The organism is Pseudomonas sp. 50_B, from assembly GCF_017491625.1.
GTDB lineage: Bacteria > Pseudomonadota > Gammaproteobacteria > Pseudomonadales > Pseudomonadaceae > Aquipseudomonas > Aquipseudomonas danubii.
Genome location: NZ_JAFGYX010000013.1, coordinates 99,038 through 112,763 on the forward strand (window position 1 = coordinate 99,038; position 13,726 = coordinate 112,763).

The following is a 13,726-nucleotide window of genomic DNA, read 5'->3' on the forward strand; positions in this document are numbered from 1 at the left end:
TCGTAGAACCTTGGTTGTACTGTCTCGCAGACATGTTCGGGCGAGCCTTGCGACCGGCGGTTTTGCCATCGGTCGGCAGGCGGTGCAGTGGTCTTTCAACTGGCCTTCAGATGAACAACGTATCGGCGCGACAGGACATTAGTGATGCGTTTGATAGACCGGATCTTCAGCTTGAAGTTGCTGCAGTCGGGCCAATGGATTCTGCCGATAAAACAGCTGCAACTGTTCATAGACTTTCGGATAGGCCGCCACGAGCAAGTCCGGGGCACTGAAGAAGTATTCGCTGGTGACGGCGAAGAACTCCGCCGGGTTTTCCGCCGCGTAGGGATCGATGGCGGTTTCGGCGTCCGGATCATGGTCGAGCTGGCGGTTGAGATCGTCGTAGGCACTTTGCATCACCTGCGCCCAGTCGCTGACTCGCATGTCGCTGTGCAGCGGCGGCAGGCCATTGGCGTCGCCGTTGAGCATGTCCAGCTTGTGGGCCAGTTCGTGGATCACCAGGTTGTAGGCTTCCCAGCCGCCGCTGGCTTGCACCCCGGGCCAGGCAAGGATGATCGGCCCCTGTTGCCAGGCTTCGCCGCTGTGCTCGCCGTCCCATTCATGCTCGATACCGCTGGCATCGCGGTGGCGCTGGGGGCTGAGGAAGTCGTCGGGATAAAGAATGATTTCATGGAAGCCCTGGTACCAGTTCAGGTCGCCCAGGTGCAGCAATGGCAGTTGCGCCTGGGCTGCCAGCAGCAGGCGTTGTTCCTGATGCAGCTCCACGCCGGGCAGGGCGGTGAGGTGCTTGTCATCGAGAAACAGCACGCTGGCCTCCCTGAGCCACTGGTCCTCGGCAACGCTGAGGCCGTCGAGGAAGGGCAGGTGCTGGCGCACCCGCTGCCAGGTTTCATCACTGACCGGGTGCTTGGCCAGTCGGCGCTTGCGGCGCCAGGCACTGAGGGACCACATGCTGTTTAGCGGGTTTCGGCTTTTTCAGCACTGCGGCCGAAGCGGCTGCGCAGCACGCCAATGATCATCGGCACCAGGGACAGCAGGATGATGGCCACCACCAGCAACGACAGGTTTTTCTTGATGAACGGTACGTTGCCGAAGAAGTAGCCCAGGGTCACCAGGCCGCCGACCCAGAGGATGGTACCGATCACGCTGAAAGCGAAGAATCGTGGGTAGGGCATGCGGGCCACGCCAGCGACGAACGGTGCGAAGGTGCGGATGATCGGCAGGAAGCGCGCCAGGGTTACGGTCTTGCCACCGTGTTTTTCATAAAAATCATGGGTTTTCTGCAGATAGTCGCGACGGAAGATCTTCGAATTGGGATTGCTGAACAACCGTTCGCCCGCGGTTCGCCCGATCACGTAATTGGTGCTGTCACCGAGGATCGCCGCCAGCATCAGCAGGCCCCCCAGCAGCACCGGGTCCATGCCGCCGCCCGCAGCGACTGCGCCGGCGATGAACAGCAAGGAGTCCCCGGGCAGGAACGGTGTCACCACCAGGCCGGTTTCACAGAAAATCACCAGAAACAGGATGGCGTAGATCCAGGTCCCGTAGTTTTTCACCAGCATGTCGAGGTAAACGTCGAGATGAAGGATTAGGTCGATCGGGTTGAAATCCATGGGGGCACCTGTGGTGACAGCCTGGCTCGGCAGGCCTGTGCGATGACTCGGAGAAAGGGACTACAAGGACGTGTAGCTTTTCTTACGCGCCGAAAAGGGCGGCCATTATAAAGGCAGAGAGGTGAAATGCGTGTTCAGATTGTAGCGGGGCGTTTCGGCGTGCAAAGCGCGGCAGGCCCCCTGGGATCACCACGGCCTGAGGGACTAAAGCGGCCCGCAGGCCGCTGTTGGTGAGATCAGCTATCGCTGAGAGGCAGGACGTAGTTCTTGAACTCGCTGTCTTCGCGAAAGCCCATGGACTCGTAGGTTTTCTGCGCCACGGCGTTGTTGCTGCTGGTGGACACACGCAAGCGGACGGCGTTGGTTTCCTTGGCCATCTTCTTTGCGGTGCGCATCAGGTTGTCGGCCACCAACTGGCGCCGGGCATCTTCAGCGACGTAGATGTCGTTGAGAATCCATACGCGCTTGAGCGACAGGGAGGAGAAGCTTGGGTACAGCTGGCAAAAACCCAGCAATTTGTTGCTGTCATCATCGGCCAGGGCCAGGTAGATCACCGATTCCTTGCGGCGCAGGCGCTTTTCCAGAAAGGCCCGGGACGAATCCGGATAGGGCAGGGCGCCATAGAACTCGCGGTATTTGACGAATAACGGGGTCAACAGATCCAGGTGCTCGAGGGTTGCTTGAGTAATCCGCATGGTGGCTCTCAACTTCAAGTGGATGTGACGGCACAGGTTGGATGACTCGGGCAGCCGTGTTCCGATGCTGCCCAAAGCGGAAAAAAAGCGCAATCGTCTTGCAAAATCACGCTTGGGGCGGCCCCAGAAGGAAGTTGCCCTTCATGTCTGCCGTTGAGTCGCTGTCCAGAGTCTGCACTTGCGCTTCGTCTTTGAGGTTTACTCCCGACAATTGCCGGCGGCAGGCTTCACGCATCAAGTACAGCAGGCGATGGGCGGCCATGCCATAGCTCAGGCCTTCCAGGCGCACATTGGAGATGCAGTTGCGATAGGCATCGGTGAGCCCGACTTTCGGCTGGTAGGTGAAGTACAACCCCAGGCTATCGGGAGAACTGAGCCCGGGACGCTCACCGATCAGGATCACAGTCATCTTCGCCCCCAGCAGTTCGCCAATCTCGTCGGCCACCGCTACCCGACCCTGTTCCACCAGGATCACCGGCGACAGCGACCAGCCTTCGGCAGCGGTCTGTTCCTCCATGCGCGCCAGAAAGGGCAGGGTGTGGCGATGCACCGCCAGGGCCGACAGACCATCGGCCACCACCACCGCCAGGTCGACCCCACCGGGATGGGCGCTGGCGTAGTCGCGCAGGCTCTGGGCCGATTCATCACTGAGCCGGCGCCCCAGGTCGGGGCGTTGCAGGTAGCTGTGGCGATCGGTAGCGGCGCTATGGAGCAGCAGGCTGTCACGGCCGCGCTCGGCCAGTTGGGCGCTCAGGCCGGCGTGGTCGAAGGGCAGGTGCACGGCATCCCGGGCCTGGGCGTGGGCGAATTGGAAGTCCAGTTGGGCACCGGTCGGCAGGCTGGTGCCGGTGCGGCCCAGGGCAATGCGCGCGGGGGTCAGGCGGCGCAGTTCCAGCCAGGGATTTTGCGAGTCGGTCGGATGTTTTTGCATGTGCCTGTTCCTTATCCCAGCTGGGCCAGTGCCTGGCGGAAAGCCGGTGGCAGGTTGTTGCCGAAATGCACCTTGCCGTCGGCCTGGGTGAAGATACCGGTCCTGGCTAGCCATTGTTCGAACTCAGGGGCAGGTTTCAGGCCCAGGGTCTGGCGAGCATAGAGTGCGTCGTGGAAGGACGTGGTCTGGTAGTTGAGCATGATGTCGTCGGAGCCGGGGATGCCCATGATGAAGTTGATCCCGGCCACGCCCAGCAGGGTCAGCAGGTTGTCCATGTCATCCTGATCGGCTTCGGCGTGGTTGGTGTAGCAGATGTCGCAACCCATGGGCACGCCCAGCAACTTGCCGCAGAAGTGGTCCTCAAGGCCGGCGCGGATGATCTGCTTGCCGTTGTACAGGTATTCCGGGCCGATGAAACCGACCACGGTGTTGACCAGGAACGGCTTGAAGTGCCGGGCCACGGCGTAGGCGCGGGTTTCACAGGTTTGCTGGTCGATGCCGAAGTGGGCGTTGGCCGAGAGGGCGCTGCCCTGGCCGGTCTCGAAGTACATCAGGTTCTGCCCGAGGGTGCCGCGGTTCAGGCTCAGGCCTGCTTCGTAGCCTTCCTGGAGTACGTTGAGGTTGATGCCGAAGCTGGCGTTGGCGGCTTCGGTGCCGGCAATCGACTGGAACACCAGATCCAGGGGCACGCCGCGATTGATGGCCTCGATGGAGGTGGTGACGTGGGTCAGCACGCAAGCCTGGGTCGGGATCTCGTAGCGCTGGATGATGGCGTCGAGCATTTCCAGCATGGCGCAGATCGAGGCGATGCTGTCAGTGGCCGGGTTGATGCCGATCATCGCATCGCCGTTGCCGTACAGCAGGCCGTCGAGAATGCTCGCGGCAATGCCCGCTGGCTCGTCGGTGGGGTGGTTGGGTTGCAGGCGGGTGGACAGGCGCCCGCGCAGGCCCAGGGTGCCGCGAAACTGTGTCACCACGCGAATCTTCTGCGCCACCAGGATCAGGTCCTGCACGCGCATGATCTTCGACACCGCGGCGGCCATTTCCGGGGTCAGGCCCGGCGCCAGGGCACGCAGGCTCTGCTCGTCGGCGGCGTCACTGAGCAGCCAATCGCGAAAACCGCCAACGGTGAGGTGGCTGACGGTGGCGAAGGCCTGCTTGTCATGGCTGTCGATAATCAGCCGGGTGACTTCGTCGGACTCATAGGGAATCAGCACTTCTTCGAGAAAGTGCTTGAGGGGGATATCCGCCAGGGTCATCTGGGCAGCGACCCGTTCGCCGTCGTTGAGGGCGGCGACACCGGCTAGAAAATCTCCGGAACGGGCCGGGCTGGCCTTGGCCATGACTTCCTTGAGGCTGTCGAAGCGATAGGTCTGAGAACCTACGCTGTGGGAAAATTGGGCCATCTCAGTCTCCGTTTCAACGATGTAGGGGCGTTGCCGAGTGCTGGCGGATCATCAGGATGCCACCTTCTTCAGCAGGTTTTCCAGACGGTTTCCGGCAGCCCGGTGGTGGAGGATGGCAAAGGCCTTTTCCGCCACCAGGCTGCCGCCTTCCAGCGGTGGCAGGCCACCGCTGTAGATGTTCGAAATCACCGTGTATTCGTAGCGAATGTCCGGATTGCCGCTGAACTGGGCGGCGGCGCGGCGTGCCTGGTCGTCCGGCAGGCGGTAGCCCAGGTAGGCGGACATGCTGCGCGAGGCCAGGGCATCGCCGCCGGGACGCTCGCCAATCAGCACGATGATCAGTTGCGGTTGCAGGGCTTCACCCACCGACTCCGCCAGCTTGACCCGGCCATAGGGCGCGAGGATCGGCTGGCCGATGCGCAGCTCCCGACTCTGCAGACCGTCCAGCAGCACCGGCAGCAGCTCGGGAATGTTGTGGTGGATGGCCTCGGCGCTGAGGCCGTCGGAAATCACGATCTGCACGTCGTTGTATTCCGGTTGCAGGCGCCGTAGCACCTCCTCGGTCAGCCGCGCGCCCAACTCCGGGTCCTGCAGGTGGGCCAGCTTGTCCGGGGCGGCAGTGCGCAGTTCCCGCAGGGGAATGGCGGCGATTTCGGCAGGGCGCAGGTCGACGTAGATCGCCTCTCGGGCCACCGCGAGGTTGGCGCGCACGGTCCGCGACACTGCGTTGGCCGGGCGTGGGCCGGCGTTGTCGAAGCCGTAGGTGGCCGGGGTGGACTCCAGCAGGCGCTGGAAATCAATGTCCGACTCACAGAAAATCCGCGGGTTGCCCCAGTTCGGTCCGCGTTCCACGTTGCCGTGGGCGTCCTCCTGGAAAATCCCCTTGCCCAGGGCCCAGCGCAGGTATTCCGGGGCCGGCGCCAGGTCATGGACTTCGCGCAGGGTCTGGTTGTCGTGGGCGCTGGTGTCGAAGTAGGCGAGCATGCGGTCGGTGCTCAGGTACACGTCCATGAAGAAGTTGGCACCGGCGGCGGTCAGCAATTCGGTGGCCATTTGCTGGCCTTCCAGGGTCACCTGGGAGTGCAGGGTGTAGCAGGGCGCCATGCCCATGGGCAGCCCCAGCAGCTTGCCCATGAACTGGTCCTGCAGGCAGGAATAGGTCATCTCGAAGTTGTCGAGGTGGGTTTCCGGGCCGATGAAACCGGTGACGTTGTTCACCATGTACGGCCGATAGCGCCGGGCCAGTCCGTAGCACAGGGCTTCGCAGGTGGTCATGTCGATGCCTTCGTGCTTGCCGTAGGTCAGCTCGCTGCCCTGGCCGGTCTCGAAGTACATGAAGTTTTCTGCAACATCGCGCAACGGGCCGCGTTCGGTCATGGTCTGCCAGGCCTGATCCAGCAACGGCACGGTGACGTCGAACTCGTCGGTCAGGGTGCGTTCGGTGCCGGCCAGGCTCTGGAACATGATTTCCACTGGCGCGCCCTGGTCGAGGCAGGCCAGTTGGGTCTTGATGTGGGAGAGCACGCAGATCTGCGTCGGCGCTCCGGTTTCCCTACGCAATTTATCCAGGTGACGCAGGGTGGCGCTGATGTTGTCCACGGTGTCGATGGCCGGGTTAAGGCCGATCAGCGCGTCCCCCGAGCCCATGCTCAGGCCGGTGTAGACCAGCAGCGTGATGCCGCTGAGGTTGTCGGTGGGATGGTTGGGCTGTAGCCGCGACGACAGAGTACCGGGCAGGCCCACCAGGGTCCGGGCCTTGGCCGCCGCGCCGCTCTTGAGCTTTTTCGACAGCAGGATCAGTTCATGCACGTCCAGCAGCTTGGCCAGGGCCGCCACCATGACCCCGGTCAGGGCCGTGCCGATACGGCGTATTTCAGTGCCATGGCTGCGCAGCAGGCGATCTTTCAGGGCGCCCAGGGTCAGGTCGGCGATTTCGCCAAAGACGCTGTGGTCGATGTCGTAGTTGACCTGCATGACGCTGTCGATGCGGCCGTGGCGATCGGTCAGTGGATGCTGGAAGTAGTGATCCAGGGTCAGCTCTGAGAGCACCTTGCGCGCCGCCTCGCGGGTGATTTCATCAGCCGCCGCGAGCCCTGCCACCCGGTCCCCGGCCTTGCTGATGTCGGCGGCGCCGAGCACCGCCTTGAGGCTGGCGAAGCCTATCTCGCGGTCCAGCACCCGGGTGCTGTAGGCCCGTTCGGCAAGCGCTTCGGGAAGGCGGATGTGCTGCAGTGCGGTGAGTGACATGGCAAGACGCTCCTTGGCCGGCATCGGCTCAGTGCACGCCGTAGAAGGCGACGGGCACGATGTGCTGGTGGGGTTTTCCCAGGTTGATGAAGTGTGCCGAACGCTCGCGTACTTCATCGATGACGATCAGGTTGCAAGATCTGCGCCCCCAATCCGTGGCGTAGTTGCCCAAGACCTTGCCGACGTTGCTTTCCAACAGCAGCACCAGCGGCCAGTCCGGGGCGGGTCGTGCCTGCTCCAGGGCGCGGGCCAGGCGTGCGCCCAGCTGTCGGATGTCCTCCAGTCGTGGCGCCTGGCCGTTGTCGAGCAATTGCAGGCAAGCGCCGTCGCAACTGCTCAGTGCCAGGGCCAGGGCGTCGTCCAGTTGCTGCTCGGTGGCATCCATGGGCAGCCGGGCGACGATGGGCAGGTCATTGAGCGGCAGCACCTCGGGCTGGGGCAGAAACAGGGTGCTGCCGGAAATCTCGGTGTTGTGCAGGGTCAGGCCGTAGACCGTGGCCCGGCCGCGGTTTTCCGGTACCAGCCGGGTGGCCGCGTGCACCAGTCGCGGGTGGCGGGCAATGGCCAGGGCCAGATCGATGCCCAGATCGCCGTAATAGGTGGTGCCGGGCATGGGTTCGCCTTGCAGGTGGCGATAGAGCAACTCGCCCACACCACCGGAAAAAGTCAGGGCCGGGTGGGCATTGCGTGCAGGGAGGATCAGCGGCAGTTGCTCGGTCAGTTGGCCCAGCGGGCCGGCAAAGAAGTGGCGATCACCTTCGGCAATGGCGACCAGGGCATCGATGTACCAATTGACCACCGCCTCCAGCTCGGAACGCTCCAGGACCTGTCCGGGATGCTTGCGGATTGCCAGGTGATCGAGCAGTGCCTGACCGAACTCCGATACGCCGCTGAGACGATAACTGCCCGGCTCGAACTGCAAGTGCCGGGCACCGATGAAATGGCAGCCGCTGGCCAGGACGTTGCCATCCAGGCCCCAGGCCGCGTTGGTGGTGCCCCCGCCGATATCCAGGTTGAGTATCGGTTGCCGAGCGTGGAAGCGGCTCAGCGCCGAACAGCTGCCCATGAAGGCCAGCCAGGACTCCAGCCCGCCGTCGTCGGCGCGCGTGATCAGGGCGTTGCCGATCAATTGGCCGACCAGTTGCGCCAGGGCCTGGGCGTTGTGCCGCCGCGCCGCCAGACCGGTGATGATCACGCCACCGGAAAACAGCTGTTGCGGGCTTACGCCGGCCTGTTCGAGCCAGGTTTCGATCAGGGCCCGGATCGCGGCTTCATCGATGACCTGGCCCTTGAACGGGGTGAACACCGGCTCGCCACGAAACAGTACCCGTGGCTCGTTGAGGGCCATGCGTCCGGTGATGCAGTGGCTGCTCAGGCTGGCCTGGGCGATCAGCGCGCTGCTGGTGGTGGACCCGAAGTCCAGCCCCAGCAGCAGTACCGATGCGCCGCCCGTGATGGCTTGCATGCAGGCGTTCCTCGCCGCGCCGCAGTCAGGCGGTGGCCTTCTGGCCTGCAGGTTCCGGCGTGTCCAGCGCAGTGCCGCCCAGGTACTCGCCCGGGGCGATGATGCCCGCTGCCCGATCCTGAGCTTCCAGTTGCAGCGCCTTGGGCACCGACAGCCAGTAGGCCAGGCCGACGGCGACGAAGCCGGCGCTGATCTTGCCGATCAGTACCGGCAGGATGATGGTGGGCTGGAAGTTGGCGGTGAAGGACAGGTGGTCCCCCAGCAGGAAGGCGGCGCAGACGCCGAAGGCGATGTTCACCACTTTGTCCTTGGGGGGCATGAGGCGCACCAGGCGGAACATGGCGAGGATGTTGGCGATGGTCGCCAGCATGCCGGCGCTGCCTACCGCGCTCAAGCCGATCTTGCCGCCGAGGTTTTCCAGAGGCTTGCCCAGGTATTTGCGCAGCAGGTAGACCATGGGGAAGGCGCCGGCCAGCATGATGCCGATGTAGCCGGCGGTTTCCAGGGCGCGGGTCTGGTCCTGGGCGTCGGCGATGATCGGGTGGAAGCCCCAGCCGCCAAATACCACGGAGAAGACCCCGGTGAAGTATTCGACGATGGAGAACACCAGCACCAGCTTGATGGCCGCGTCCATGGCGCGGCCGAAGATGATGAAACCCTTGATCATCATGTCCGGCAAAAAGCGCAGGCCCAGGGCCAGGGCCACGACGAAGATCAGGATCGGCAGCAGGTTGGCGAAGATGCTGCCCAGGCCCAGGGCCAGTTGGTAGCTGGCTTCACCGTTGGTGCTCACCAGTTCGCGTACCACCGGGTTGCTGAAGGCCAGGATCAGGCTGGCGATCATCACCCCGACGGGGATGGTGAGGATGCCGGACATGATCCCCAGGGCCATGTACTTGTGGTCGCGCTTGTCGAGCATCGCCAGGCCCATGGGGATCGAGAAGACGATGGTGGCGCCGCCCATGAAGCCGGTGATCAGGGCCATCACCAGGGCTTCCTTGCTGGCGGCCAGGGCCGAGGCCAGCTGATAGCCACCCATGTCCGAGGCGATGATCATGGTCGCCGCCAGGGCCGGGTCGGCGCCCAGGGAGTTGAAGAACGGACCGAAGACGGTCTCGATGACCACGGTCAGGTAGGGAATGGAAGCCATGATCCCTGCGGCCGGCACAAAGATGTAGCCGGTGGCATGGATGCCTTCCATGAATTCTTTGCCCAAGCCTCGCTCGCTGTCATAGATGGCGGCGAAGGCACCGATTACGGCGCAGAGCATGATGAGGTAGAGCACGTAGTTGCCGATCTGATCCATTGCGTTTGTCCCTTGTTATTGTTTTTCAAGCAGGGTCTGTGCACGACTGGTTTGGCGCAGAACTTCCGACAGCAGTGTTCCGTCCGGCCAGCCTTTGGCACCGGATCAGAGCAGGTGAACAAGTGCGGCAAGGCCGCGAAAAGGCCTCCCGGCGACCTGGGTCGCCGGGAGGGTCGATCAGAAGAAGCCCAGCGGGTTGATGTCGTAGCTCACCAGCAGGTTCTTGGTCTGCTGGTAGTGGTCGAGCATCATCTTGTGGGTTTCACGGCCAACGCCGGACTTCTTGTAGCCACCGAACGCGGCGTGGGCCGGGTACAGGTGGTAGCAGTTGGTCCACACGCGGCCGGCCTTGATCCCGCGGCCCATGCGATAGGCGCGGTTGATGTCGCGGGTCCAGACCCCGGCACCCAGGCCGAACTCGGTGTCGTTGGCAATCGCCAGGGCTTCGGCTTCGTCCTTGAAGGTGGTGACGCTGACCACCGGGCCAAAGATTTCTTCCTGGAACACGCGCATCTTGTTGGTGCCCTTGAGCAGGGTCGGCTGGATGTAGTAGCCGCTGGACAGGTCGCCTTCGAGTTTCTCCACCTTGCCGCCGGTGAGCAGCTGCGCGCCTTCGTTCTTGGCGATGTCGAGGTAGGAGAGGATCTTGTCGAACTGCTGCTCGGAGGCCTGGGCGCCGACCATGGTGTCGGTGTCCAGCGGGTCGCCGCGCTTGATCTGCTCGATCTTCTTCATCACCACTTGCATGAATTCGTCGTAGATCGACTCCTGCACCAGGGCGCGGGATGGGCAGGTGCAGACTTCACCCTGGTTGAAGAACGCCAGCACCAGGCCTTCGGCGGCCTTTTCGATGAACTTCGGTTCGGCCTGCATGATGTCTTCGAAGAAGATGTTCGGCGACTTGCCGCCCAGTTCCACGGTGGACGGAATGATGTTCTCGGCGGCGCACTTCATGATGTGCGAGCCCACCGGAGTCGAGCCGGTGAAGGCGATCTTGGCGATGCGCTTGCTGGTGGCCAGGGCCTCGCCGGCTTCACGGCCGAAACCTTGCACCACGTTGAGCACGCCCGGTGGCAGCAGGTCGCCGATCACTTCCATCAGTACGGTGATGCCCAGTGGGGTCTGCTCGGCGGGTTTGAGTACCACGCAGTTGCCGGCAGCCAGGGCTGGGGCGAGTTTCCAGGCGGCCATCAGGATCGGGAAGTTCCACGGGATGATCTGCCCGACCACGCCCAGGGGTTCATGGATGTGGTAGGCCACGGTGTTGCCGTCGATTTCCGCGGCGCTGCCTTCCTGGGCCCGCAGGCAACCGGCGAAGTAGCGGAAGTGGTCGGCGGCCAGGGGAATGTCGGCGTTCAGGGTCTCGCGTACCGCCTTGCCGTTGTCCCAGGTTTCGGTGATGGCCAGCAGTTCCAGGTTCTGTTCGATGCGGTCGGCGATCTTCAGCAGGATCAGCGAGCGGGCCTGTACCGAGGTGGCGCCCCAGGCGTCGGCGGCGGCATGGGCGGCGTCCAGCGCCTTGTCGATGTCTTCGGCGGTGGAGCGGGGGAATTCGGCAATCGGCTGGCCATTGACCGGCGAGGTGTTGGTGAAGTACTGGCCTTTGATTGGCGCAACGAATTCGCCGCCGATGTAGTTACCGTACTTGCTCTTGAACGAAACAATAGCGCCTTCAGTACCGGGGTGTGCGTAACGCATGGTGGGTATCTCCTGGCTTTTATGCTTATGGGGGAGGACGCGCTATAGCGCATACCAAGCGTAGAGCAAAGGTCGGGCCAGTGGGGTGCAGGCCATACGAATCAAGGGTTTGCGGATGTTTCGAAGCGGTGCCAACGGCAGCGTGTGACGAATCTGGTACGGCACTGAGTGACAGTTTGTAACCTGGATGGCACAAGCTGTGACTCATGGGGCAAGCCGGCATTGCAATGAAACAGCGGCTGGAGGATGCTGGTTCGCGTGTCGAATCTTGTCGGATAGATCTGATGGTCTGTCCTTCTTTACAGGGCCGATTGCGGCCTGCAGCGGCGCCAGTGTTCCGTCTGAGCGTGACAGCGCATCAGGAGAATAATAAGAAATGCACAGTAGTAATCATCTGAGTCGACATGCCCAGCAGGTGCTGACGGTGGCCCAGGGTAAAGCCCATTTGCAGGGCCCCGGCAGCGATCCTTCCATTGCTCGCTCCTGGCTGCGCTGCCTTGAGGACTATCACCTGGATCCGGCCCAGGCCATGGCCCCCACAGTGCTGGAGCATGGTCGCCTGCTGGAAAGTCGCGAACGCCTGCAGGATGTGCTGCAAATAGCCGGCACCGAGATGGCCAACCTGCACCAGCAATTGTCCGGCGCGGGCCATGCCGTGCTGCTGACCGATGCCCGGGGGGTGATCCTCAACTGCATCACCGCCCCTAGCGAGCGCAAGATTTTCGAGCATGCCGGTCTCTGGCTGGGCGCCGACTGGAGCGAGGCCCGGGAAGGCACCAACGGTATTGGCACCTGCCTGGTGGAGCGCCAGTCGCTGACCATTCACCAGGGCGAGCACTTCCGTGGCCGGCACACTGGCCTGACCTGCTCGGCGAGCCCGGTGTTCGATCCCCATGGCGAATTGCTGGCGGTGCTGGATGTGTCCTCGGCGCGTCAGGACGTTTCCCGGCAGAGTCAGTTCCACACCATGGCTTTGGTCAATCTCTCGGCGAAAATGATCGAGAGCTGCTATTTCCTGCGTTATTTCGAGAACCAGTGGCTGCTGCGCTTTCATCTGCAGGCGGAGTCTGTGGGGCTGTTCAGCGAGGGTTTGCTGGCATTTGACGGCGAAGGGCGAATCTGTGCGGTGAACCAGAGCGCCCTGAATCTGCTGGGGCATATTCGCGGTGGTTTGCTGGGCAAGCCGGTGGACAGCTTTTTCGACTGTTCCCTGGATGAATTGCTCAGTCGCGCCAGCATCAATGCCAGCGCCAGTTGGCCCTTGCGTACTCGGGATGGGCGGCGCTTGTTTGCCTTGTTGCGCGGTCAGCCGCACCCGGTATCGCAACCTGCGCCGCGGGTGCCGGCTGGTGTTACGTCGCCACGCACTTCAAGCATCTGCCTTGGGGATGAAGGGCTGCAGAATGATTTTCGCCGGGCCTCGCGGGTGTTCGAGCGTGATGTGCCGCTGTTGATCAATGGTGAAACCGGCTCCGGCAAGGAGGCTTTCGCCAAGGCCGTGCACCAGGGCAGTGCTCGTTCGGATAAAACCTTTGTCGCCCTCAATTGCGCGGCGATTCCGGAGAGCCTGATCGAGAGCGAACTCTTCGGTTATCGCGGCGGCAGCTTTACCGGGGCACGCAAGGAGGGCATGCGCGGCAAGTTGCAGCAGGCCGATGGCGGCACTTTGTTCCTCGATGAAATCGGCGATATGCCCCTGGCCCTGCAGACGCGTTTGCTACGGGTGTTGGAAGATCGCCTGGTGGTGCCGATTGGCGGTGAGCCGCAATCGGTCAACGTGCGGATCATCAGCGCCACCCACCGGGATCTGCTGGAGCGGGTCCGCGACGGCAGTTTCCGTGAGGATCTGTATTACCGGCTCAATGGTCTTGAGATCGCGCTGCCGGCCCTGCGCGAGCGCAGCGACAAATCCCAGTTGCTGGACTTTCTCCTGGCCGAAGAAGCGGGCGGGCAACCGGTGGTGCTGGACGAAGCGGCGCGTCAGAGCCTGTTGAGTTATTCCTGGCCGGGAAACGTGCGGCAATTGCGCAACGTCCTGCGAACCCTGGCGGCCTTGTGTGAAAACGGCCGCATTGGTCTGGAAGACCTGCCGCCGCTGATCCGCAACAGCCGCCCGGCGCCGGTTGGCGAGCCGGTTGCCGAAGCACAGGAGCGCCCCCTGGAGGACGCCGAGCGGGTTGCGCTACTGGCAGCCCTGGAGCAACAGCGCTGGCACATGACCCATACCGCCGAACAGCTGGGGGTCAGCCGCAACACCCTCTATAGAAAGCTGCGCAAACACGGTATTGCGCGTTAAACCGCACCTGTGACTGCCGGTACAGGGCCGCTTGCCTTGTGCCAGCAGCGGCAAGCTCAGCAGCCTCCC

10 protein-coding genes are annotated in these 13,726 nt (G+C 63.0%); 1 reads left to right on the plus strand and 9 read right to left on the minus strand.

The window, feature by feature from the left end; all coding sequences use genetic code 11:
• Positions 1–138: 138 nt before the first annotated feature.
• The 9 genes from J5M73_RS19410 to J5M73_RS19450 all read right to left on the minus strand — a co-directional run bounded on the left by J5M73_RS19410 (position 139) and on the right by J5M73_RS19450 (position 11,361).
• A complete protein-coding gene (locus J5M73_RS19410; RefSeq protein WP_102865323.1) occupies positions 139–951 on the minus strand; it encodes a M90 family metallopeptidase in 813 nt (270 codons plus the stop codon).
• A gap of 5 nt (positions 952–956) precedes the next feature.
• On the minus strand, positions 957–1,613 hold the full coding sequence (locus J5M73_RS19415) for a DedA family protein (protein WP_102865324.1): 657 nt from the start codon (positions 1,611–1,613) through the stop codon (positions 957–959).
• A gap of 236 nt (positions 1,614–1,849) precedes the next feature.
• The gene (locus J5M73_RS19420; protein WP_102865325.1) at positions 1,850–2,308 is read right to left on the minus strand and encodes a GNAT family N-acetyltransferase; all 459 of its coding nucleotides are present in this window, start codon (positions 2,306–2,308) and stop codon (positions 1,850–1,852) included.
• A 106-nt stretch (positions 2,309–2,414) separates the two neighbouring features.
• Entirely contained in the window at positions 2,415–3,239 is an 825-nt protein-coding gene (gene eutC, locus J5M73_RS19425; protein WP_102865326.1) for an ethanolamine ammonia-lyase subunit EutC, read from the minus strand.
• Between the two features lie 11 nt (positions 3,240–3,250).
• A complete protein-coding gene (locus J5M73_RS19430) occupies positions 3,251–4,645 on the minus strand; it encodes an ethanolamine ammonia-lyase subunit EutB (RefSeq protein WP_102865327.1) in 1,395 nt (464 codons plus the stop codon).
• Between the two features lie 51 nt (positions 4,646–4,696).
• Entirely contained in the window at positions 4,697–6,892 is a 2,196-nt protein-coding gene (locus J5M73_RS19435; RefSeq protein ID WP_102865328.1) for an ethanolamine ammonia-lyase, read from the minus strand.
• Between the two features lie 28 nt (positions 6,893–6,920).
• The gene (locus J5M73_RS19440; protein ID WP_207816012.1) at positions 6,921–8,357 is read right to left on the minus strand and encodes an ethanolamine ammonia-lyase reactivating factor EutA; all 1,437 of its coding nucleotides are present in this window, start codon (positions 8,355–8,357) and stop codon (positions 6,921–6,923) included.
• Positions 8,358–8,382: 25 nt separating this feature from the next.
• Complete coding sequence (gene eutH, locus J5M73_RS19445; protein ID WP_115581015.1) at positions 8,383–9,663, minus strand: ethanolamine utilization protein EutH; 1,281 nt, start codon at positions 9,661–9,663, stop codon at positions 8,383–8,385.
• Between the two features lie 177 nt (positions 9,664–9,840).
• The gene (locus tag J5M73_RS19450) at positions 9,841–11,361 is read right to left on the minus strand and encodes an aldehyde dehydrogenase family protein (protein WP_207166619.1); all 1,521 of its coding nucleotides are present in this window, start codon (positions 11,359–11,361) and stop codon (positions 9,841–9,843) included.
• Between the two features lie 376 nt (positions 11,362–11,737).
• Between J5M73_RS19450 and J5M73_RS19455 the strand changes: the two genes are divergently transcribed.
• The gene (locus J5M73_RS19455) at positions 11,738–13,657 is read left to right on the plus strand and encodes a sigma-54-dependent Fis family transcriptional regulator (protein ID WP_102865332.1); all 1,920 of its coding nucleotides are present in this window, start codon (positions 11,738–11,740) and stop codon (positions 13,655–13,657) included.
• Positions 13,658–13,726: the final 69 nt, after the last annotated feature.

What these genes read in the sequence shown, in the direction of transcription:
- J5M73_RS19410 (WP_102865323.1), bottom strand. Translation starts at nt 951, where the DNA reads ATGTGGTCCCTCAGTGCCTGGCGCCGCAAGCGCCGACTGGCCAAGCAC.
- J5M73_RS19415 (WP_102865324.1), bottom strand. Translation starts at nt 1,613, where the DNA reads ATGGATTTCAACCCGATCGACCTAATCCTTCATCTCGACGTTTACCTC.
- J5M73_RS19420 (WP_102865325.1), bottom strand. Translation starts at nt 2,308, where the DNA reads ATGCGGATTACTCAAGCAACCCTCGAGCACCTGGATCTGTTGACCCCG.
- eutC (WP_102865326.1), bottom strand. Translation starts at nt 3,239, where the DNA reads ATGCAAAAACATCCGACCGACTCGCAAAATCCCTGGCTGGAACTGCGC.
- J5M73_RS19430 (WP_102865327.1), bottom strand. Translation starts at nt 4,645, where the DNA reads ATGGCCCAATTTTCCCACAGCGTAGGTTCTCAGACCTATCGCTTCGAC.
- J5M73_RS19435 (WP_102865328.1), bottom strand. Translation starts at nt 6,892, where the DNA reads ATGTCACTCACCGCACTGCAGCACATCCGCCTTCCCGAAGCGCTTGCC.
- J5M73_RS19440 (WP_207816012.1), bottom strand. Translation starts at nt 8,357, where the DNA reads ATGCAAGCCATCACGGGCGGCGCATCGGTACTGCTGCTGGGGCTGGAC.
- eutH (WP_115581015.1), bottom strand. Translation starts at nt 9,663, where the DNA reads ATGGATCAGATCGGCAACTACGTGCTCTACCTCATCATGCTCTGCGCC.
- J5M73_RS19450 (WP_207166619.1), bottom strand. Translation starts at nt 11,361, where the DNA reads ATGCGTTACGCACACCCCGGTACTGAAGGCGCTATTGTTTCGTTCAAG.
- J5M73_RS19455 (WP_102865332.1), top strand. Translation starts at nt 11,738, where the DNA reads ATGCACAGTAGTAATCATCTGAGTCGACATGCCCAGCAGGTGCTGACG.